This is a genomic window from Pseudomonas aphyarum, assembly GCF_028657055.1.
In the GTDB taxonomy this organism is placed as follows: domain Bacteria; phylum Pseudomonadota; class Gammaproteobacteria; order Pseudomonadales; family Pseudomonadaceae; genus Aquipseudomonas; species Aquipseudomonas aphyarum.
The window spans coordinates 91,854-113,252 of the sequence record NZ_JAMDGS010000012.1; the positions used below are offsets into that span (position 1 = coordinate 91,854).

The window sequence follows — 21,399 nt, forward strand, 5'->3', positions numbered from 1 at the left end:
GTGCGTTCCTGTTGTGTCCGGCTATTTGTCCGGGCTGTCGATGGTCAATGTCTGCGGCGCGGTGGTGCTACTGGCCAGAGGCCCGCTGCGGCCGACCCACTCACCGGCGGTCGGCTGACCGGCACGTGAGATGCGCGCAACCAGTTGGACTTCGGGGAAGTTCGACAGTTTCAATTGCGGCATCATCGCGTCGGCATCGCCCAGTTCGACGGTCACCGGCAGGTCGGCGACGGTCAGGCGCTTGGCTGCCAGCGGTGCCGGTGGGCCCGAGGTAGCGCGGGCAAAAATGAACACGCTGTCACCCGGTTGCACCTTGGCTTTGAGCTCGCTGGCCAGATCCACACGCACTTTCAACAACGCCGCCGCTTTCGCCGCCGGTGCCTGGGCGACCTTGCCGCCGCTGGCTTGCAGTTTTTCGGTGGCGCGGGTGATGCCGCCCTGCAGGGCCTCGCGGGATTTGTCCTGTGGCGGCAGTTGCGCCAGCAGACGGTTCCAGTAGTCGATGGCTTCCTGATAGCGCTCGCCTTCGAACGCGGCGATGCCCAACAGGCCGAGACTGGTGACTTCTTTCGGATCGGCTTTCAGCGCTTCATCGGTCAGGGCCTGGACCTTGTCCGACCATTTCTTGTTGTCGGCGAAGTACTGGGCCTGCGCCCACTGGCCGAGCAGCTCCGGCTGACGACCGGCGAGATTGACGGCGCGCTCGAACATCTTCGCCGCGTCCGCCGGACGATCCTGGGCCATGTAGGTGCGACCGAGGAAATACACGCCTTCAGCCGAATCCGGTTGCGCAGCGACTGCGCGCTCCAGACGCTGAGTCATCTCTTCCATCGACTGCGGCGCCTGGGCGAACTCGCGGGTCAGTTCGACCTTGTCGCTCGCGCCAAAGTGCAGATACAGACCGAGGCCCAACACCGGCACCAGCACCGCTGCCAGCAGCGGCAACGGCTTGCCCAAACGCGAAACCCGCGCCGGCGCCACACCTTCGGTATCGGCCAACAATTCACGGGCTGCTTCGGCACGGCCACTGTCCATTTGCGCAGCATCGAGTACGCCTTCGGCCTGCTGCGATTGCAGTTCGGCGACGCGTTCCTGATACAGGGCGACGTTGAGAGCGGTTCGATCCTCTTCACGCTGGGCGCGACGTTCACGCAGGACGGGGATCAGCAGAAAACTCAGGGCGACCAGAAGCAACAGCCCTGCGGCAAGCCAGAAATCAATCATTCTTGGTTTTTATCCAACAGTTGGTCGAGGCGCTGACGCTCTTCAGGGGACAGCGATTGCGGCGTCTCGGCGCGTTGTCCGCGACGGCGGCGGACGATCACCGCGATGACGACAAAACCGCCCAGCAGCAGTCCAGCAGGACCAAACCACAGCAACGCGGTCTTGGCATTGAGCGCCGGTTTGTAGCGGACGAAATCACCGTAGCGATCGACCATGAAGTCGATGATCTGCTGATTGTCCTTGCCCTCGCCGAGCATGCGGAAAATCTCTTTGCGCAGGTCGGCGGCAATCGGCGCGTTGGAATCGGCGATATCCTGGTTCTGGCATTTCGGGCAGCGCAGTTCCTTGGTCAGTTCGCGAAAACGCTCGCGATCGCCTTCTTTGGCGAACTCGTAGGTGTCGATGGCGGCGTGGGCCACACCGGCCAGGCTCAAGCCCAGCACCATGGCAGCTAAAAAGCGCTTCATGGCTTGGCCTCATCGACCAGCGCCTGATACTTGGCCGCCAGTTTTTCCCGCCAGACCTGCTCGTCGATCACGCCGACGTACTTGTCGCGGATGATGCCCTTGGCGTCGATGAAGAAGGTTTCCGGCGCGCCATAGACACCGAGGTTCAGGCCCAGGGATCCTTCGTCGTCGCGGATGTCCAGTTGATACGGATTGTGGAACTCGGCCAGCCACTTCAACGCATCGGCGTTGGTGTCCTTGTAGTTGATGCCGTAGATCACCACGCCGCGCTCGGCGAGTTTGTTCAGCACCGGATGCTCGACCCGGCAGGAAATGCACCAGGTGCCCCAGACGTTGACCAGTGCCGGCTTGCCGAGAATGTCGGCACGGGTCAGGGTCTTGTCGCCCTGCACCGCCGGCAGGGAAAACTCCGGGAACGGCTTGTTGATCATCGCCGACGGCAGCTCCGCCGGATCCAGGTACAGACCGCGATAAAGGAATACGGCCACCAGCAGGAAAATCGCCAATGGCACCAGCATCAACCAACGTCTCATGCAGCGGCTCCTTCCATGCCCAGCGCTTCACGCACTTTGGCTTTGACCTTCACTCGATAACGCCGATCCAGCGCCGCCAGCAAACCACCGAAACCGGTCAGCAGACCGCCGAACCAGATCCAGCGCACAAACGGTTTGACGTGAACCCGCACCGCCCAGGCGCCATCGCCCAGCGGTTCGCCTAGCGCAACGTAGAGGTCGCGGGTGAAACCGGCGTCGATCCCGGCCTCGGTCATCACCGAGTTCTGCACGGTGTACAGGCGTTTTTCCGGGTGCAGCACGCTGACTTCCTGACCGTTGCGGATCACCCGGACGGTGCCCTTGTCGGAGGTGAAGTTCGGGCCTTCGAAATGCTTGGCGCCTTCGAACACGAACTGATAACCGGCCAGATCCATCGACTCCCCCGGTGCCAGACGCAGGTCACGCTCAGCACTGTTCTGGCTCGACAACACCACGCCCAGCGCGCAGACGGCGATCCCGAGGTGCGCGATCTGCATGCCCCAGTAGCTGCGGGTCAGGGTCGGCAGGCCTTTGATCAGACCTTTGTGGCGAGTCTTGTCGAAGATGTCGCGCACACCGGCCAGCAACACCCAGGCCGCGAGCAGGAACGTCGCGATCACCGCCCAGTTGAAATCGCCGTAAGCGACACCGGCCACCACCGCCAGCGCAACACTGCCCAGCAGCACCGGAGTCAGCATGCTGACAAGCCATTTAACCGGGGTGTCTTTCCAGCGCACGATCACGCCGACCGCCATCACCAGCATCAGCAGCGCCATCAACGGAATGAACAGCGCGTTGAAGTACGGTGGGCCGACCGACAGCTTGGCGCCGCTGATCGCATCGAGAATCAGCGGATACAGCGTGCCGAGCAGGATCATCGACGCCGCCACCACCAGCACCAGGTTGTTACCCAGCAACAGCGTTTCCCGCGACCACAGGTTGAAGCCGACCTGGCTCTTGACCACCGGCGCGCGCAGCGCAAACAGGGTCAGCGAACCACCGACCACAAACAGCAGGAAGATCAGGATAAACACGCCGCGCTCAGGATCGGAGGCAAACGCGTGCACCGAGGTCAACACGCCGGAACGCACAAGGAAAGTGCCGAGCAGGCTCAGGGAGAACGCGGCAATCGCCAGCAACACCGTCCAGCTCTTGAACACGCCACGCTTTTCGGTGACCGCCAGCGAGTGAATCAGCGCCGTGCCCACCAGCCATGGCATGAACGAGGCGTTTTCCACCGGGTCCCAGAACCACCAGCCGCCCCAGCCGAGTTCGTAGTAGGCCCACCACGAACCGAGGGTGATGCCGATGCCGAGGAAGGCCCAGGCGACGATGGTCCACGGACGCGACCAGCGAGCCCACGCCGCATCGAGACGACCGCCGAGCAATGCGGCGATGGCGAACGCGAACGCCACCGAGAAACCGACGTAGCCCATGTAGAGCATCGGTGGATGGACGATCAGACCGATGTCCTGCAGCAATGGGTTGAGGTCACGACCGTCGGCCGGGATCTGCGGCAGGATCCGCGAAAACGGGTTCGACGTCAGAATCAGGAACAGCAGAAAACCAGTGCTGATCATGCCCATCACTGCCAGCACGCGAGCGAGCATCACTTGCGGCAACTGCCGCGAGAACACCGACACCGCGAAGGTCCAGCCGCCGAGGATCAACGCCCACAGCAGAAGCGACCCTTCGTGGGCGCCCCACACCGCGCTGAACTTGTAGTACCACGGCAGCGCGCTGTTGGAGTTCATCGCGACGTAAGCCACGGAGAAATCGTCGGTCATGAACGCATAGGTCAGGCAACCGAAGGCGAACAGCAGAAACGCGAACTGCCCCCACGCTGCCGGCTGGGCCAGGCCCATCCACAAACGGTCGCCGCGCCAGGCACCGAGCAACGGCACGACGGCCTGCACCAGCGCGAAACACAGCGCCAGAATCATCGCCAGATGGCCGAGCTCGGGAATGAAAATGGTGGATGTCATCGATCAACCCTCCTTCGCAGGGGCTGGCGCGGATTGACCGCTGTCCTTCAGGGCTTTGGTCACTTCCGGCGGCATGTATTTCTCGTCGTGCTTGGCCAGCACTTCATCGGCGACCACCACGCCATCGGCGTTGAGCTTGCCGAGCGCGACGATGCCCTGCCCTTCGCGGAACAAGTCCGGCAGGATCCCGCGATAGGTGATGGTCACGGACTTGTTGAAGTCGGTGACCACGAATTTGACGTCCAGCGAATCTGTGGAACGCTGCAGCGAGCCCTTCTCGACCATGCCGCCGGCGCGGATGCGGGTGTCCTGCGGCGCTTCGCCGTTGGCGATCTGAGTCGGGGTGTAAAACAGGTTGATGTTCTGCTGCAGGGCGCTCAGGGCCAGGCCGACGGCAGCGCCGACCCCGACCAGAATTGCCAGGATGATGATCAGACGCTTTTTACGCAGCGGATTCACTTGCCGTTCTCCCGGCGCAGACGACGCGCCTCTTGTTGCAGATAACGCTTGCGGGCCGCGATCGGCGCCGCCACGTTGAGGATCAGTACCGCCAGACAGATGCCGTAGGCCGACCAGACATACAGGCCGTGATGGCCCATGGCGAGGAAGTCGCCGAATGACGCGAAACTCATCGAGCGGCCTCCAGGCTGTTCTGCACTTCTTCTTTCACCCAACTGGCGCGGGCTTCGCGCTTGAGCACTTCAAGGCGCATGCGCAGCAACAGCACGGCGCCGAAGAAACAGTAGAAACCCAGCACCGTCAGCAGCAGCGGCAGCCACATTTCAACGGGCATCGCCGGTTTTTCGGTGAGGGTGAAGGTCGCGCCCTGGTGCAGGGTGTTCCACCACTCCACCGAGTATTTGATGATCGGAATGTTGATCACACCGACGATGGCCAGCACCGCGCAGGCCTTGGCGGCGCTGTCGCGGTTGCTGATGGCGTTGCCCAGCGCAATTACGCCGAAATACAGGAACAGCAGAATCAGCATCGAGGTCAGACGCGCGTCCCAGACCCACCACGAACCCCAGGTCGGCTTGCCCCAGATCGCCCCGGTGACCAGCGCCACGGCGGTCATCCACGCGCCGATCGGTGCGGCGCATTGCAGAGCGACGTCGGCCAGTTTCATCTTCCACACCAGCCCGACCACACCGCACACCGCCAGCATCACGTAGATCGACTGAGCGAGCATCGCGGCGGGCACGTGGATATAGATGATGCGAAAGCTGTTGCCTTGCTGATAGTCCGGCGGCGCGAAGGCCAGGCCCCAGATGACGCCAACGCAGATCAGCAACAACGCTGCGATGCTCAACCACGGCAGGAACTTGCTGCTGATGCCGTAGAACCACTTGGGCGAGCCGAGCTTGTGAAACCAGGTCCAGTTCATACTGTTTCCATCACGGGTGCCGCTCATCGGTGTGAGCAGTCTCAGGGTCTTTGCTGGTTAAATTTTAACCAGACCTCATTATTCGCCGACGCTGATCTTCAGGCCAGCAGCTATTGCAAAGGGTGTCAGGGTTATTGCCAGGGCGGTCAGGCTACCAAGCCACAACAGATAACCAATCGCCGGCATGCCCTGCAACGCCGCCTGCAAGGCGCCACTGCCCAGGATCAACACCGGGATGTACAACGGCAGAATCAGCAGCGCCAGCAACAGGCCACCGCGTTTCAGACCGACCGTCAGTGCCGCGCCCACCGCGCCGAGCAAGCTCAGCACTGGTGTTCCCAGCAGCAACGAAAGCAGCAAAACCGGCAGACACGCAGCCGGCAACCCGAGCATCAACGCCAGTAACGGCGAGAGCAAAACCAGTGCCAGCCCGGAAAAAAGCCAGTGTGCCAGCACCTTGGCCAATACCAGAAGTGGCAGGGGGTGCGGCGAAAGGACCCACTGTTCAAGGGAGCCATCTTCGAAATCACTGCGGAAAAGCCCGTCCAGCGAGAGCAGGACTGACAAAAGTGCCGCCACCCAGACTAACCCCGGGGACAAGTTTTGCAATACTTGAGTTTCCGGTCCGACGGCCAGCGGGAACAACGCGATGACGATGGCGAAGAAAATCAGCGGATTGGCCAGCTCCGCCGGGCGGCGGAACAGCAGTCGGGATTCACGGGCAACCAGCAGGCCGAACACACTCATACCGCCCAATTCCCCAGATCGATGTCGCGATAACCGGCCGGCATCCGGCTCAGCGTGTGGTGCGTGGTGAGCACCACCAGCCCTCCCCGTTCGCAGTGCCCGGCCAGGTGCTCTTCAAGCTGTGCCACGCCCTGCTTGTCCAGCGCAGTGAACGGTTCGTCGAGAATCCACAACGGCGGGCTGTCCAGATACAACCGCGCCAGTGCCACGCGGCGCTGCTGGCCGGCGGACAGGCTGTGGCAGGGAACATCCTCGAAACCGCGCAATCCAACCGCCGCCAGCGCCTGCCAGATCGCGTCGCGTTCGGCGGGTTGATGCAGGGCGCAGAGCCAGGCGAGGTTTTCTTCCGGCGTGAGCAGATCCTTGATCCCGGCGGCATGGCCGATCCACAGCAGGTTGCGCGCCAGCTCGCTGCGTTGCTCGCCCAGCGGCTTGCCGTTGAGCAGCACCTGACCGTCGGTCGGCTGCATCAGACCGGCCAGCAATCGCAGCAGGCTGGTCTTGCCGCTGCCGTTGGGGCCGCTGATCTGCACCATATCGCCACTGGCCAGTCTCAATTCGAGATTGTCGAAGAGCAGTCTGAGATCACGTTCACACGCGAGGGCAACGGTTTGCAGGACAGGACTGGTCAAGGGTTCACGGGCCTTATACGGTTCAAGTCGGCTCTGGCGCGGCCGTTAAAGAGTTGCAGCATAAATGCATTGACGGCTCAATCCAGAGAGCTGCGTCAAACAATTGCTATGTTTTTTGAACGAATGGAAGGACGGGCGGCATTATACATGGCGTCCCCCGCTCCCCCGAGTGCATTTTCCTCAGGTTGTGTCCGCGTATGACAGGCGAAATGAACATCCTCCCGCTCCCGCCCACCACCCCGGCGACCGTTCGCCCGCAGGTGGGTGAGCTGTTGAAGTTGCTGACGCCGGTCGACGGGCTGATTGCCGCCGGCCAGAGCGCCAAGGCCGAGGTGTTGTCGCTCAAGCAGGCGGATCAGACCTTTCAGTTGCTGCTCAAGGTGACGCTGGACAGCGGCCGTCAGACCACCGTGCAGGCGACCAGCAATCTTCCGCTGCCCCAGGGCACCAGCCTGGCGATCACCCAGCCGTCAGCGGGCAATCTGGCGATCACCGTGCAACAGGCCATCGCCAGCAGCGTCGCCACCCTCACCCGCATCGACACCGCGCAACTGCCGGTCGGCACGCTGCTGCAAGGCAAGGTGCTGACGGCTCAGGTCTTGCCGCAGGTAGCGGGCCAACCGACGGTTTACCGCTCGATGGTCAGCCTGCTCAACACCGCGTTGAGCGGCAGCACCCTGAGCATCGACAGCCCGCAACCGTTGCGCATCGGCACCTTGCTGTCGGCGCTGGTGCAGGACTCGCAGACCCTGAAGTTCCTGCCGCTGAGCAATCGCCAGGAACAACTGGCGGTCAGCCAGCAACTGGTCAGTCAGCAAAGCCGTCAGGGCTCGCTCGACGGCTTGCTGAAAATGCTCCAGAACCTGCCCCCCGCCACCGATCAGACGTCCCAGGATTTGCGCGCCGCCGTGGACAAACTGCTCGCCAACCTGCCGGACGTGCAGCAACTGAGCACCCCGAAAGGTCTGGCCCAGGCGCTGGCCAACAGCGGCGTGTTCCTTGAGACCAAACTGCTGACCGGGCAGACCCCAACGCTGGCCCCGGACATGAAAGCCGATCTGCTCAAGCTGATCGCCCAGATCACCCCCGGCCTGCCCGGCAACACCAATCTGAATGCGATCATCGCCGCCAACACTCTGGCTCAGGCATTGCCGAGTTTCGTGCGCAACGCCCTCGGCATGCTCGGTCAGGTCAGCGCGAAACCGGTGCCGAGCAGTTTCCCGCTGCCCGACCGGCTGCTGCAAAGTCTTGAGGGCGAAGGCGATCTGGAACATTTGCTACGCCTCGCCGCAGCCGCCGTGTCGCGCCTGCAAAGTCATCAACTGTCGAGTCTGGAACAGACCGGCGTCACCGACGACGGCCGCCTGCTCAGCACCTGGCAACTGGAAATCCCGATGCGCAATCTGCAGGACATCGTGCCGTTGCAGGTCAAGTTCCAGCGCGAGGAAGCGCCGGAAAAACAGGAAGCCAACGAGCAGCGCCGCGATGAGCGCGAACCGAAACAACAACTGTGGCGCGTCGATCTGGCGTTCGACATGGAACCGCTGGGGCCGATGCAGATTCAGGCGCAATTGATCAGCGGCAGCCTGTCCAGCCAGCTATGGGCCGAGCGGCCGTACACCGCGAGCCTGATCGAAAGCAACCTGACCGCCCTGCGTCAGCGCCTGCTGGATTCCGGGCTGAACGTCGGCGACCTCGACTGCCACCTCGGCACCCCGCCGCAAGGCATCCAAACCCGCCTCGAACACCGCTGGGTCGACGAAACCGCATGAATGACACCACCGCTCCACGCCAGGCCATCGCCCTCAAATACGACGGCAGCCACGCCCCGACTCTTACCGCCAAGGGCGACGAAGAACTGGCCGAAGAAATCCTGCGGATCGCCCGCGACTGTGAAGTGCCGATCTACGAAAACGCCGAACTGGTGAAACTGCTGGCGCGGATGGAACTGGGCGACAGCATCCCCGAAGAGCTTTACCGCACGATCGCCGAGATCATCGCGTTCGCCTGGAACCTCAAGGGCAAGTTCCCGGCGGGACACAACCCGGATGCACCGATGGTCGAGAAAGACGTCACCGAACGCGGCGACGATTACTGAAGGCAAAAAAAACGCAGTCATCGATGACTGCGTTTTTTTCGTTCCGGCTTCAGGCTTTTAGCTGCTTCTATGCAGCTTGCGCATCAACTCCGCCTCAGCCTGGGTCAACCCGCAGGACTGGGTCAGCTCATCGACGCTCGCGCCCATTCCCACCAGTTTCGCCGCTTGAGCGAACGACAGGCTGGAAGGGTCGCGCTGTTCGAGCTGGGCGAGTTTGTCCGGGATCGGACCGACCACCGAGCGCAGCTCGTGCAGGGCTTCGCCCATGCGCACGTTGCCGTTCTGGTAATCGTCGACACGCTTGGCCAGGTCCTTGATGCGCTGATCACGCAGCGCATCGCCCTGCGCCTGTTGCGCAGCGATTACGCGCTGCGCCTTGATGTACGCCAGAAACATCGCCAGCGTGCCTGCCCAGAACAGGAACAGGACAATGACCGCTACCTCGAGAATCAATCAGATGTTCTCCAGTTCCGACCATTCTTCTTCGCTCATCATCTTGTCCAGCTCGACCAGGATCAGCAACTCGTTGTTCTTGTTGCACACGCCCTGGATGAACTTGGCCGACTCTTCGTTACCGACGTTCGGTGCGGTCTCGATTTCCGACTGACGCAGGTAAACCACTTCAGCCACGCTGTCGACCATGATGCCGACCACTTGCTTGTCGGCTTCGATGATGACGATACGGGTGTTGTCGCTGATCTCACCGCTCATCAGGCCGAAGCGCTGACGGGTATCGATCACGGTCACCACATTGCCGCGCAGGTTGATGATGCCCAGCACGTAGCTTGGTGCACCCGGAACCGGAGCGATCTCGGTGTAGCGCAGGACTTCCTGTACGCGCATCACGTTGATGCCGTAGGTTTCGTTGTCCAGCTTGAAGGTCACCCATTGCAGGATCGGATCTTCGGAACCCTTTGCCGCCGTAGCCTTGTCGTTCATACCCTAGCCCCTCGAAATACCGCAATGGCGGTGTGTGTCTCGTGTGCCGGCGGTGAATGCCGGTACATGTCTGTTATGTAAGTGTTATGTCGGTTTGTGGTTCGGCTTACTGCCGGACATGTGCTTTGCCCCACCGCTGGCGATCAACTCGGCCAGAGCGGAGACATCGAGCAAGGCGCACATGTGTTCAATCACCGTGCCGGCGAGCCATGGCCGCTGACCCCGGTGACTTCTCCATTTGATTTCATTCGGGTCCAGGCGCAACGAGCGACTGACCTGATGCACCGCCAGGCCCCACTCGTAACCCTGCACCGAAATCACGTATTGCAGGCCCTGACGGAAGTCATCGCGGTAGCGATCCGGCATGACCCAGCGTGCGGTGTCCAGCACCTTCAGGTTGCCGGCCTGGCTCGGCAGAATCCCGAGGAACCATTCCGGCTGACCAAACAATGGCGTCAGCTCGTGGCCGGCCAGCGAATAGATCGAGCCCAGGCACACCAGCGGCACCGCCAGCGTCAGGCCGGCCACGTCGAACAACAGGCATTCGAAGGCTTCCGAAGCCCAAGCGGGTCGACCGTCGGTTTCCACCGGTGGCGGCGTGTTGCTGGGCGGCAGATGCACTTCCACCAGCGGCGCAACCAGGGTCGGTTCGACCGGGGCTGGCGCAGGTGCTTCAGGTTCTGGCTCTGGTGCTACTGGAACTGGAGGCGTTTGCAGAAGTTGGGTTTGCAGCAGCGGCGCCAGCGTCGATACCACTCGCACCGGCTCAGGCTCTTTGATCAACGTCGCAGGCGCCTTGGCTACTACAGCGGCAGGCGCTGCAATCGGGGCGACCGGCCGGGCGGCCTTTTGCGCATCCCGGGCCTGCTCTTCAAGCACGGCGGCCTGGAATTCATCGAGCGCCGCGGCGGTCTCGACCACCTCGACCGGCGCTGCGACTTCCTGCTCGACCTCGTCCGGCACTTCCTGCAGCAAGCCGTCCAGATAGGACTGCAGCGCCAGTTGCGGCTTCGACGTCAGCTTGATCGGCCGATTCATGCTCAAGCCACCTGCGGAACGAGTTGCTGCGCCAGCAGATGCTTGAGCAGCGCGCGGTAGGCCAGCACGCCACGGCTCTTGCCGTCGAACTGCGAAGGGGTGACACCGGCACGACTGGCGTCGCGCAGACGGGTATCGACCGGGATGTAACCCTGCCAGATCTCGTCGGGAAATTTGTCGCGCAGCACGCGCAAGGTGCCCATCGACGCCTGAGTACGGCGGTCGAACAGGGTCGGCACGATGCTGAACGGCAGCGCCTGTTTGCGCGAGCGGTTGATCATCGCCAGGGTGTTGACCATGCGCTCCAGGCCTTTGACGGCCAGGTGCTCGGTCTGCACCGGGATCACCAGTTGCTGGCTCGCGGCCAGGGCGTTGACCATCAGCACGCCGAGCAACGGCGGGCTGTCGATGATCGCGTAATCGAAGTCCTGCCACAGCTGCGCCAGACTCTTGGCGATCACCAGGCCCAGGCCACTCTGCCCCGGCGACTGACGCTCGAGGGTGGCCAGCGCAGTGCTCGACGGCAACAGGGAAATGCGTTCATCGCTGGTCGACAACAGCAGTTGGCCCGGCAGGCCTTGCGGCACAATGCCCTTGTGCAGAAACAGGTCGTAGTTGCTGTGTTCCAGGCTGTCGGGGTCGTAACCGAAATAGCTGGTCATCGAGCCGTGCGGGTCGAGATCGACCACGACCACGCGCTTGCCCGCCTCTGCCAGCAAACCGGCTAAAGCGATGGAAGAAGTGGTTTTACCAACACCACCCTTTTGATTGGCGACTGCCCAGACTCTCATTCAGATCGTTCCTCCCGGCCGGGATACTCGGCCGAGACATGGTTCAGCGTATTAATGCGGGCGACGGAGAATTGACGGCACTCTCGCGTCCCGGCGTCTTGACCGGGGTCGGTGCAGTTTGTGTGCCAGCACGCTTCAACGCGGCATCCGGTTGCGCATGGGCGGTTCCGGTGCCGGTCAGGCTGCGGCGCACATCGAGATTGCGCGACACCACCAGCACCACACGACGGTTCTTCGCCCGGCCTTCGGCGGTGGCGTTATTGGCCACTGGCTGGAACTCACCGTAGCCCACCGAGGCCATACGGCCAGGGTTTACACCTTGCATCGCCAGCATGCGCACGATGCTCGCCGAACGCGCCGAGGACAGTTCCCAGTTGGTCGGGTACTGCGCGGTGCGGATCGGTTGATCGTCGGTGAAGCCTTCGACGTGGATCGGGTTGTCGAACGGTTTGAGGATCGCTGCGACCTTGTCGATGATGTTGAACGCGATGTCGCTCGGCATCGCATCACCGCTGCCGAACAACAGGCTGGAGTTGAGTTCGATCTCGACCCACAGCTCGTTGCCGCGCACGGTCATCTGGTTCGAGGAAATCAGATCGCCGAACGCGGCGCTGATGTCATCGGCAATGCTTTTCAGCGGATCACTGGCCCCGGCGATGCCGGCGTCAACCTGTTCGGCGTCCTTGACCAGCGGCTTGGCCGGGGTCACGGTCTTCGGTCGTTCTTCACCGATCGGGATCGGCTTGAGCGCGCGGTCGGAGTCGGTGAAAACCCCGATCAGCGCTTCGGAGATGATCTTGTACTTGCCTTCGTTGATCGACGAGATGGAGTACATCACCACGAAAAAGGCAAAGAGCAAGGTGATGAAGTCGGCGTAGGAAACCAGCCAACGTTCATGGTTTACGTGCTCTTCATGCTGGCGACGACGTGCCATGAGGTTAGTCCCTTAATCCATGAAGCCCTGAAGCTTCAACTCGATGGAGCGTGGGTTTTCACCTTCAGCGATCGACAAGATCCCTTCCAACAACATTTCGCGATAACGCGACTGTCGCAACGCGATTGACTTGAGCTTGGCAGCCACCGGCAACAGGATCAGGTTGGCACTGGCCACACCGTAGATGGTGGCGACGAACGCGACCGCAATACCGTTGCCCAGTTGCGACGGATCGGCCAGGTTGCCCATCACGTGGATCAGGCCCATCACCGCACCGATGATGCCGATGGTCGGCGCGTAGCCGCCCATGCTTTCAAACACTTTGGCGGCCTCGATGTCGCGGGCTTCCTGAGTGTAGAAATCCACTTCGAGGATGCTGCGGATGGCTTCCGGCTCGGCGCCGTCGACCAGCAGTTGCAGGCCCTTGCGCGAGTAGGCATCAGGCTCGGCATCCGCCACGCCTTCCAGACCCAGCAGGCCTTCCTTGCGGGCGGTGAGGCTCCAGTTGACTACGCGGTCGATGCCACCGGCCAGGTCCACACGCGGCGGGAAAAAGATCCAGGCCAGAATCTGCATGGCGCGCTTGAACGCGCTCATCGGCGATTGCAAAAGCGCGGCACCGATGGTGCCGCCGAGCACGATCAGCGCCGCCGGGCCGTTGGCCAGCGCGCCGAGGTGACCACCTTCCAGGTAGTTGCCGCCGATGATGGCGACGAACGCCATGATGATCCCGATAAGGCTTAGAACATCCATCAGACGCATGCCTCGACGATGTGCTTGCCGATATCGTCCAGGCTGTACACCGCGTCGGCGAGGTCAGCTTTGACGATGGCCATCGGCATGCCGTAGATCACGCAACTGGCTTCGTCCTGAGCCCAGACCGTGCTGCCGCCCTGCTTGAGCAGGCGTGCACCTTCACGGCCGTCGGCGCCCATGCCGGTCAGTACGACCGCCAGAACTTTGTCACTGTAGGATTTGGCTGCAGAACCGAAGGTGATGTCCACGCACGGCTTGTAGTTCAGACGCTCGTCGCCCGGCAGGATTTTCACCGCGCCACGGCCGTCGATCATCATCTGTTTGCCACCCGGTGCCAGCAGCGCCAGGCCCGGACGCAGGATGTCGCCATCCTCGGCTTCCTTGACGCTGATGCGGCACAGCTTGTCCAGACGCTCGGCGAAGGCCTTGGTGAAGGCTGCCGGCATGTGCTGGATCAGCACGATCGGCGCCGGGAAATTCGCCGGTAACTGCGTCAACACACGTTGCAGGGCTACCGGGCCACCGGTCGACGTACCAATCGCCACGAGCTTGTAGTTCTTGCGTTTCGGGGCCGGCGACGAAGCGCTGGCCGCTGGCGCGCGAGTCGGTGCAGGCGCAGGTGCCGGACGGGCCGGAGCGCTGTGGCTGCCAAAGCTCGACGGCGCCGCGGCCGGAGTCGGCGCAGGTGCAGGTGCAGCGGCAGGTGCCGGCGCACTGTAGGCACTGAAACGACGGTTACTGCGCGAGATGCTGTGGACCTTCTCGCACAGCAGTTGCTTGACCTTCTCCGGGTTGCGGGAGATGTCTTCGAAATTCTTCGGCAGGAAATCCACCGCGCCTGCATCCAGCGCATCCAGGGTGACCCGGGCGCCTTCGTGCGTCAGCGAGGAGAACATCAACACCGGCGTCGGGCAGCGCTGCATGATGTGCCGCACGGCCGTGATGCCATCCATCATCGGCATCTCGTAGTCCATGGTGATCACGTCCGGCTTGAGGGCCAGGGCCTGATCGATCGCCTCTTTACCGTTGGTTGCCGTGCCGACAACCTGGATGCTCGGATCCGCTGAAAGAATTTCCGAGACGCGGCGGCGGAAAAAACCCGAATCGTCCACCACCAGGACTTTGACTGCCATAAACACTCCATTAGGTGCGGCGGGACGTTGTCGCCCCGCCGCCCCGGATTCAAATACGCCGTGCGGCGTAACGCTTGAGCATGCTCGGAACATCGAGAATCAGTGCAATGCGGCCGTCACCGGTAATGGTGGCGCCGGACATGCCCGGAGTTCCCTGGAGCATCTTGCCCAATGGCTTGATGACCACTTCTTCCTGGCCGACCAGTTGATCGACGACGAAGCCGATCCGCTGGGTGCCCACCGAAAGGATCACCACATGGCCTTCGCGCTGCTCTTCGTGAGCGGCGGAGCTGACCAGCCAGCGCTTGAGGTAGAACAATGGCAGCGCCTTGTCCCGCACGATCACCACTTCCTGGCCGTCCACCACGTTGGTGGTCGACAGGTCGAGGTGGAAGATTTCGTTGACGTTCACCAGCGGGAACGCGAACGCCTGGTTGCCGAGCATCACCATCAGGGTCGGCATGATCGCCAGCGTCAGCGGTACCTTGATGACGATCTTCGAGCCCTGGCCCTTGGTCGAGTAGATGTTGATCGAACCGTTGAGCTGGGAAATCTTGGTCTTCACCACGTCCATGCCGACACCGCGGCCGGACACGTCGGAGATCTCGGTCTTGGTCGAGAAACCCGGGGCGAAAATCAGGTTGTAGCACTCGGTGTCGCTCAGGCGATCGGCGGCATCCTTGTCCATCACACCGCGTTTTACGGCGATGGCGCGCAGGACGTTCGGATCCATGCCTTTGCCGTCGTCGGAGATCGACAGCAGGATGTGGTCGCCTTCCTGCTCGGCCGCCAGGATCACCTTGCCACCACGGGCCTTGCCCGAAGCTTCACGCTCTTCCGGCGACTCGATGCCGTGGTCGACCGCGTTGCGCACCAAGTGGACCAGCGGGTCGGCCAGCGCCTCGACGAGGTTCTTGTCGAGGTCGGTCTCTTCGCCCACCAGTTCCAGGTTGATCTCTTTCTTGAGCTGGCGTGCCAGGTCGCGAACCAGACGCGGGAAGCGGCCGAAGACTTTCTTGATCGGCTGCATCCGGGTCTTCATGACGGCGGTCTGCAAGTCGGCGGTGACCACGTCGAGGTTCGACACGGCCTTCTGCATCGACTCGTCGCCGCTGTTCAGGCCCAGGCGCACCAGACGGTTACGCACCAGCACCAGCTCGCCGACCATGTTCATGATTTCGTCGAGACGCGCGGTATCAACGCGAACGGTGGTCTCGGCTTCGCTCGCCGGTTTTTCCGGTGGCGGCGTCGCCGGTGCACGGGCCGGAGCCGGTGCAGCAGCGGCAGCCGGTTTGGCCGGTTCGGCTTTCGGCTCAGGCGCTTTCGCAGCAGGTTTTGCCGCAGCGGCCGGGGCCTTCGCAGCAGGCGTTGCAACCGCCGAAGCATTGCCGGCAGTCACGACAGCACCGGTGGCGACGTCAGTGAACTTGCCTTTGCCATGCAGATCGTCGAGCAGCGATTCGAACTCGTGGTCGGTGATCAGATCGCTACCGGCCGCAGCGGCTGCCGGAGCAGCAGGCGCAGGAACCGAAGCAATCGCCGACTCCAGCGCATCAACAGCAAAGTTGCCCTTGCCGTGCAACTGATCGAGCAAGGCTTCGAATTCGTCGTCGGTAATGTCCGAGCTGTCGCCCGCCGCCGGAGCAGCAGGTGCCGCAGCAGCCGGAGCCACGGCGTCGGCCGCGAACTGGCCTTTGCCATGCAACTGGTCGAGCAGCGACTCGAACTCGGCGTCGGTGATTTCATCACTGGCCGCTTCATCGGAAGCAGGTGCAGCGGCAGCCGCCGGGGCTTCGGCTTCGGCCTTGACGGCGTTCAGCGAGTCCAGCAACTGTTCAAATTCGTTATCGGTGATGTCGCCCGAATCGCCTTCGACGACCAGTTCTTCGATCATCTCGGCAACAGGCGAAGCCGGGGCTTCATCCGCCGATTGCGGTTCGGCCAGACGCGCCAGGGCGGCCAGCAGTTCCGGGGTGGCGGCGGTGATCGGGCTGCGATCGCGGACTTCGCTGAACATGCTGTTCACCGCGTCCAGCGCTTCGAGCACCACGTCCATCAGTTCTGCATCGACGCGTCGTTCACCCTTGCGCAGGATGTCGAACACGTTTTCGGCGATGTGACAGCACTCCACCAGCTCGTTGAGCTGAAGGAAGCCGGCGCCCCCTTTTACAGTGTGGAAACCGCGAAAAATTGCGTTGAGCAGATCTGCGTCATCCGGGCGGCTTTCCAGCTCGACCAGTTGTTCGGACAGTTGCTCAAGAATCTCGCCGGCCTCAACCAGGAAATCCTGAAGGATCTCTTCATCGGCGCCGAAGCTCATTAATGGGGTGCTCCTACAGGTCTAAAAACCCAAAAAAACTCAAAATCCAAGGCTGGATAGCAAATCGTCCACATCGTCCTGACCGGACACAACGTCTTCTCGTTTATCGGCATGAATCTGCGGACCTTCACCCTGCGAGAGATGTTTTTGTGGATCTTTTTCAGCAAGCATCGCCGCACGGTCATGTTCGATGCCCGCAAAGCGGTCCACCTGGCTGGCCATGAGCACAAGCTTGAGCAGGTTGCTTTCGACTTCGGTGACCAATTGGGTCACGCGCTTGATCACTTGACCTGTGAGGTCCTGGTAATCCTGGGCGAGCAGAATGTCGTTCAGATTGCTCGACACGGCGCGGTTGTCCGCGCTGCTGCGTGCCAGAAAACCGTCGACCCGGCGCGCCAGTTCACGGAACTCTTCAGCCCCGACCTCACGGCGCATGAAGCGGCCCCAATCGGCGCTCAAGGCCTGGGCTTCGTCAGCCAGGCCATTGACCACAGGGGTCGCGCTTTCCACCAGATCCATGGTGCGGTTGGCAGCAGCTTCGGTCAGTTTGACCACGTAGCCCAGGCGCTCGGTAGCGTCGGTGATTTGCGACACTTCCTCAGCCTGCGGCATGTGCGGATCGATCTGGAAATTGACGATCGCACTGTGCAGTTCACGCGTGAGCTTGCCCACTTCCTGGTACAGGCCACGGTCACGGGTCTGATTGAGCTCATGGATCAGTTGCACAGCGTCGCCGAACCTGCCCTTTTCAAGGCTTTCGACCAGTTCGACCGCATGTTTTTTCAGGGTCGACTCGAAGTCGCCCTGTGAAGATTCTTTATGCTCCATAGCTCCCCCGCGCGTTCATCAGCCGATGCGTTCGAAAATCTTCTCGATTTTTTCTTTCAACGCCTGGGCCGTGAAAGGTTTGACCACGTAGCCGTTCACGCCGGCCTGGGCCGCTTCGATGATCTGCTCGCGCTTGGCTTCAGCGGTCACCATCAGCACTGGCAAGTGCTTGAGCTTTTCATCGGCGCGCACGTGACGCAGCAGGTCGATACCGGTCATGCCGGGCATGTTCCAGTCGGTCACCAGAAAGTCGATGCTGCCGCTGTTGAGCACCGGAATGGCGGTGACGCCATCGTCGGCTTCAACGGTGTTGGTGAACCCGAGATCACGCAACAGGTTCTTGATGATCCGCCGCATCGTTGAGAAGTCATCAACGATGAGGATTTTCATGTCTTTGTTCAATTCGACCTCCAAGCAGTCTTAAACGCGTCCAGCACCTGGACGCGCCATTTCAATCAATCCGGCAAAACACTCGATGACTGTCTGGAGCACAACAGAGCAAGACCGGTGCCGTTCACCACCGCACCAGCCTCGTTCGCAGTGTCCCCACACTGCCTTCAGCGCGCTCGCCACTCCCCCAAACGCCCCCGCAAGCGGGCCGCGCACTGGCTGTGTAACTGGCTGACCCGCGATTCACTGACGCCAAGGACTTCACCGATCTCCTTGAGGTTCAGCTCTTCGTCGTAGTACAGCGCCAACACCAGTCGCTCACGCTCCGGCAAATTGGCAATCGCGTCCGCCAGCGCGGCCTGGAAACGTTCGTCTTCCAGATCGCGCGACGGCTCCAGATGAGCACTGGCGCCATCCTCGTGCAGCCCTTCGTGTTCGCCGTCCTGCAACAGGTCGTCGAAACTGAACAGCCGGCTGCCCAGGGTGTCGTTCAAAATCCCGTAGTAATCGTCGAGACTCAATTGGAGTTCGGCCGCAACTTCGTGATCTTTAGCGTCACGGCCGGTTTTAGCTTCAATCGAGCGAATCGCGTCGCTGACCATACGGGTATTGCGGTGAACCGAGCGTGGCGCCCAGTCCCCCTTACGGACTTCATCGAGCATCGCACCACGGATCCGGATGCCCGCGTACGTTTCAAAACTGGCGCCCTTGCTGGCGTCGTATTTGGTCGAGACTTCGAGCAGGCCGATCATCCCGGCCTGGATCAGGTCTTCGACCTGCACACTGGCCGGCAGTCGCGCCAGCAAGTGGTAGGCGATGCGTTTGACCAGTGGCGCGTAACGCTCGATCAGCTCGTACTGCGCGTCACGCGCCGACTTTTTGTAAAGGTTCATACCGCTGGCGGTCATAGCACAGGTCCTGCCGTTTGCTGCACGAGGCGCTCGACGAAAAATTCGAGGTGGCCGCGCGGGTTGGCGGGCAGCGGCCAGGTGTCGACCTTCTGTGCGATCGCCTTGAACGCCAGTGCGCACTTGGAACGCGGGAAGGCTTCATAGACCGCACGCTGCTTCTGCACCGCCTTGCGCACGCTTTCGTCGTAGGGCACAGCGCCGACGTATTGTAGGGCGACGTCGAGGAAGCGATCCGTGACCTTGGTCAACTTGGCGAACAGATTGCGACCTTCCTGCGGGCTCTGGGCCATGTTGGCCAGGACGCGGAAGCGGTTCATGCCGTAATCGCGGTTGAGCAGCTTGATCAGCGCGTAGGCGTCGGTGATCGAGGTCGGCTCGTCGCAGACCACCAGCAACACTTCTTGCGCTGCGCGAACGAAACTGACTACCGAGTCACCAATACCCGCAGCGGTGTCGATCACCAGCACGTCGAGATTGTCGCCGATGTCGCTGAACGCCTGAATCAGGCCGGCATGCTGGGCCGGGCTCAGGTGAACCATGCTCTGGGTGCCGGAAGCGGCCGGCACGATGCGGATCCCGCCGGGGCCTTGCAACAGCACGTCGCGCAGCTCGCAGCGGCCTTCGATCACGTCGGCCAGGGTGCGTTTGGGTGTGAGGCCCAGCAGAACGTCGACGTTCGCCAGCCCCAGGTCGGCGTCCAGCAGCATGACCCGACGGCCAAGCTCTGCCAGCGCCAGGGACAAGTTCACTGACACATTAGTCTTGCCGACGCCACCTTTGCCGCCGGTCACCGCGATCACCTGTACGGGATGCATGCTGCCCATGTTATTTCTTTACCTTGTCTTGCATAGACGGAGGCCACATTACTGGCTGCGCGTTCACAACCGGAACAATGCATGGCAGACCATCGATGTAGGTACAAAAACGGTTCATTACCTCAGCCAACCTGCTTGGTCGGACTGTGGTAGATATCAGCGAACATGTCAGCCATGGCTTCTTCGCTGGGTTCTTCCTGCATTTGCACACTGACGGCGCGGCTGACCAGTTGATGACGGCGCGGCAGATGCAGATCATCCGGAATACGCGGCCCATCGGTCAGGTAGGCGACCGGCAGTTCGTGACTGATCGCCAGGCTCAGCACTTCGCCAAGGCTTGCCGTCTCATCCAGTTTAGTCAGGATGCACCCGGCCAGCCCGCAACGCTTGTAACTGTGATAAGCGGCGGTTAGAACCTGTTTCTGGCTGGTGGTTGCCAGCACCAGATAATTTTTCGACCGAATGCCACGACCGGCCAGACTTTCCAGCTGCATGCGCAGGGCCGGATCGCTGGCTTGCAGGCCGGCGGTATCGATCAGCACCACGCGTTTGCGCAGCAGTGGATCCAGCGCCTGCACCAGGGACTGGCCCGGATCGACGTGGGTCACCGAAACGTTAAGGATGCGGCCCAGAGTCTTGAGCTGCTCCTGCGCGCCGATACGGAAACTGTCCATGCTCACCAGCGCGATGTTCTGCGCGCCGTACTTGAGCACGTAGCGGGCGGCCAGTTTGGCGAGGGTGGTGGTTTTGCCCATGCCGGCAGGACCGACCATGGCAATCACACCGCCCTCTTCCAGCGGCTCGACTTCCGGCACGGAAATCATTCGTGCCAGGTGCGCCAGCAGCATGCGCCAGGCCTGACGCGGTTCGTCGATCTCGGTGATCATCGACAGCAGATCGCGGGACAACGGGCCGGACAAACCGATGCGCTGCAGACGACGGTACAGATTGGCCTGGGCCGGACGGCTGCCTTGCAGCTGGTTCCAGGCCAGGGTGCCGAGTTGCACTTCCATCAGTTCGCGCAGGCTGTTGAGCTCGAAACGCATCGAGTCCAGAGCACGCGGGTCAACGCCAGCGGAAACCGCTGCAGGCGCCGGGGCTGGACGGGCCGGCGCTTCGTAGGTCGGTTCGGTCAGCGGCTCGGCAGCGGTCAGCGGCAGGCCGGCCGTCAACGGCAGCCCGGCGAACAACTGGCGATTGGTGTTGCCGTCGGCTTCGCCACGCAGGCTCAGTTCGGCCTGGGCGGTAACGATGCGCGACTGAGTCTTGCGCAGCTCATCCTCGAGTTCCATGTTCGGAACACGCGGGGCCAGCGCCGACAGTTTGTAATCGAGCGCCGCCGTCAGCTCGACGCCGCCGGCGATGCGGCGGTTGCCAATGATGGCGGCATCAGCGCCCAGCTCATCACGAACCAGCTTCATGGCCTGACGCATATCGGCGGCGAAAAAACGCTTAACTTGCATAAACCACTACC

24 protein-coding genes are annotated in these 21,399 nt (G+C 62.0%); 2 read left to right on the plus strand and 22 right to left on the minus strand.

Annotated elements, in window-relative coordinates:
- Positions 1 to 21 precede the first annotated feature (21 nt).
- From ccmI to ccmA, 9 genes are all read right to left on the minus strand, one after another.
- The gene (gene ccmI, locus M5G18_RS17720) at positions 22 to 1,224 is read right to left on the minus strand and encodes a c-type cytochrome biogenesis protein CcmI (protein WP_007959249.1); all 1,203 of its coding nucleotides are present in this window, start codon (positions 1,222 to 1,224) and stop codon (positions 22 to 24) included.
- Entirely contained in the window at positions 1,221 to 1,691 is a 471-nt protein-coding gene (locus M5G18_RS17725; protein WP_011333089.1) for a cytochrome c-type biogenesis protein, read from the minus strand. Before M5G18_RS17725 ends, ccmI begins: the two co-directional genes overlap by 4 nt.
- Positions 1,688 to 2,224 carry a DsbE family thiol:disulfide interchange protein gene (locus M5G18_RS17730; RefSeq protein ID WP_085611514.1) on the minus strand — a complete coding sequence of 179 codons (537 nt, stop codon included), beginning with the start codon at positions 2,222 to 2,224 and terminating at the stop codon, positions 1,688 to 1,690. Before M5G18_RS17730 ends, M5G18_RS17725 begins: the two co-directional genes overlap by 4 nt.
- On the minus strand, positions 2,221 to 4,209 hold the full coding sequence (locus tag M5G18_RS17735) for a heme lyase CcmF/NrfE family subunit (RefSeq protein ID WP_127797311.1): 1,989 nt from the start codon (positions 4,207 to 4,209) through the stop codon (positions 2,221 to 2,223). The genes M5G18_RS17730 and M5G18_RS17735 overlap by 4 nt, the downstream gene beginning before the upstream one ends.
- A 3-nt stretch (positions 4,210 to 4,212) precedes the next feature.
- Positions 4,213 to 4,668, minus strand: coding sequence for a cytochrome c maturation protein CcmE (ccmE, locus tag M5G18_RS17740; RefSeq protein WP_273896677.1), 456 nt, complete (start codon positions 4,666 to 4,668; stop codon positions 4,213 to 4,215).
- The gene (ccmD, locus tag M5G18_RS17745) at positions 4,665 to 4,841 is read right to left on the minus strand and encodes a heme exporter protein CcmD (RefSeq protein WP_011333085.1); all 177 of its coding nucleotides are present in this window, start codon (positions 4,839 to 4,841) and stop codon (positions 4,665 to 4,667) included. The genes ccmE and ccmD overlap by 4 nt, the downstream gene beginning before the upstream one ends.
- Positions 4,838 to 5,593 (minus strand): heme ABC transporter permease, encoded by a 756-nt coding sequence (locus M5G18_RS17750; protein WP_011333084.1) that lies wholly within the window; start codon positions 5,591 to 5,593, stop codon positions 4,838 to 4,840. Before M5G18_RS17750 ends, ccmD begins: the two co-directional genes overlap by 4 nt.
- 78 nt (positions 5,594 to 5,671) lie before the next feature.
- Entirely contained in the window at positions 5,672 to 6,340 is a 669-nt protein-coding gene (gene ccmB / locus M5G18_RS17755; protein WP_007959235.1) for a heme exporter protein CcmB, read from the minus strand.
- Entirely contained in the window at positions 6,337 to 6,972 is a 636-nt protein-coding gene (ccmA, locus tag M5G18_RS17760; RefSeq protein WP_007959232.1) for a cytochrome c biogenesis heme-transporting ATPase CcmA, read from the minus strand. Before ccmA ends, ccmB begins: the two co-directional genes overlap by 4 nt.
- A gap of 197 nt (positions 6,973 to 7,169) precedes the next feature.
- Here ccmA and fliK point away from each other — a divergent pair, with 197 nt between their 5' ends.
- Together fliK and M5G18_RS17770 are read left to right on the plus strand one after the other, a co-directional pair.
- Entirely contained in the window at positions 7,170 to 8,744 is a 1,575-nt protein-coding gene (gene fliK, locus M5G18_RS17765; protein WP_273896669.1) for a flagellar hook-length control protein FliK, read from the plus strand.
- A complete protein-coding gene (locus tag M5G18_RS17770) occupies positions 8,741 to 9,070 on the plus strand; it encodes an EscU/YscU/HrcU family type III secretion system export apparatus switch protein (protein WP_007959228.1) in 330 nt (109 codons plus the stop codon). The genes fliK and M5G18_RS17770 overlap by 4 nt, the downstream gene beginning before the upstream one ends.
- A 57-nt stretch (positions 9,071 to 9,127) precedes the next feature.
- Here the strand turns inward: M5G18_RS17770 and M5G18_RS17775 are convergent, their stop codons facing one another.
- The 13 genes from M5G18_RS17775 to flhF form a co-directional block, all read right to left on the minus strand.
- Positions 9,128 to 9,523 (minus strand): DUF2802 domain-containing protein, encoded by a 396-nt coding sequence (locus M5G18_RS17775; RefSeq protein ID WP_007959226.1) that lies wholly within the window; start codon positions 9,521 to 9,523, stop codon positions 9,128 to 9,130.
- On the minus strand, positions 9,524 to 10,009 hold the full coding sequence (locus M5G18_RS17780; RefSeq protein ID WP_007959223.1) for a chemotaxis protein CheW: 486 nt from the start codon (positions 10,007 to 10,009) through the stop codon (positions 9,524 to 9,526). It abuts the gene before it with no gap.
- Between the two features lie 84 nt (positions 10,010 to 10,093).
- The gene (locus tag M5G18_RS17785) at positions 10,094 to 11,047 is read right to left on the minus strand and encodes a CheW domain-containing protein (protein ID WP_273896665.1); all 954 of its coding nucleotides are present in this window, start codon (positions 11,045 to 11,047) and stop codon (positions 10,094 to 10,096) included.
- A gap of 2 nt (positions 11,048 to 11,049) precedes the next feature.
- Complete coding sequence (locus M5G18_RS17790) at positions 11,050 to 11,838, minus strand: ParA family protein (RefSeq protein WP_273896663.1); 789 nt, start codon at positions 11,836 to 11,838, stop codon at positions 11,050 to 11,052.
- A 43-nt stretch (positions 11,839 to 11,881) separates the two neighbouring features.
- Positions 11,882 to 12,772, minus strand: a complete 891-nt coding sequence (motD, locus tag M5G18_RS17795; protein ID WP_007959218.1) for a flagellar motor protein MotD — start codon at positions 12,770 to 12,772, stop codon at positions 11,882 to 11,884.
- 12 nt (positions 12,773 to 12,784) lie between these two features.
- A complete protein-coding gene (locus tag M5G18_RS17800; protein ID WP_039769734.1) occupies positions 12,785 to 13,525 on the minus strand; it encodes a flagellar motor protein in 741 nt (246 codons plus the stop codon).
- The gene (locus tag M5G18_RS17805; protein WP_007959216.1) at positions 13,525 to 14,661 is read right to left on the minus strand and encodes a protein-glutamate methylesterase/protein-glutamine glutaminase; all 1,137 of its coding nucleotides are present in this window, start codon (positions 14,659 to 14,661) and stop codon (positions 13,525 to 13,527) included. The genes M5G18_RS17800 and M5G18_RS17805 overlap by 1 nt, the downstream gene beginning before the upstream one ends.
- A 49-nt stretch (positions 14,662 to 14,710) precedes the next feature.
- Positions 14,711 to 16,981: a chemotaxis protein CheA gene (locus tag M5G18_RS17810; protein ID WP_273896659.1), complete on the minus strand. Its 2,271-nt coding sequence runs from the start codon at positions 16,979 to 16,981 to the stop codon at positions 14,711 to 14,713.
- 39 nt (positions 16,982 to 17,020) lie between these two features.
- Positions 17,021 to 17,809 (minus strand): protein phosphatase CheZ, encoded by a 789-nt coding sequence (locus M5G18_RS17815; protein ID WP_007951961.1) that lies wholly within the window; start codon positions 17,807 to 17,809, stop codon positions 17,021 to 17,023.
- 18 nt (positions 17,810 to 17,827) lie between these two features.
- Positions 17,828 to 18,199, minus strand: coding sequence for a chemotaxis response regulator CheY (locus tag M5G18_RS17820; RefSeq protein ID WP_064378627.1), 372 nt, complete (start codon positions 18,197 to 18,199; stop codon positions 17,828 to 17,830).
- A gap of 167 nt (positions 18,200 to 18,366) precedes the next feature.
- The gene (gene fliA, locus M5G18_RS17825; RefSeq protein ID WP_007951959.1) at positions 18,367 to 19,107 is read right to left on the minus strand and encodes an RNA polymerase sigma factor FliA; all 741 of its coding nucleotides are present in this window, start codon (positions 19,105 to 19,107) and stop codon (positions 18,367 to 18,369) included.
- On the minus strand, positions 19,104 to 19,934 hold the full coding sequence (gene fleN, locus M5G18_RS17830; protein WP_003222917.1) for a flagellar synthesis regulator FleN: 831 nt from the start codon (positions 19,932 to 19,934) through the stop codon (positions 19,104 to 19,106). The genes fliA and fleN overlap by 4 nt, the downstream gene beginning before the upstream one ends.
- Positions 19,935 to 20,047: 113 nt before the next feature.
- Positions 20,048 to 21,388 (minus strand): flagellar biosynthesis GTPase FlhF, encoded by a 1,341-nt coding sequence (flhF, locus tag M5G18_RS17835; RefSeq protein ID WP_085747102.1) that lies wholly within the window; start codon positions 21,386 to 21,388, stop codon positions 20,048 to 20,050.
- Positions 21,389 to 21,399: the final 11 nt, after the last annotated feature.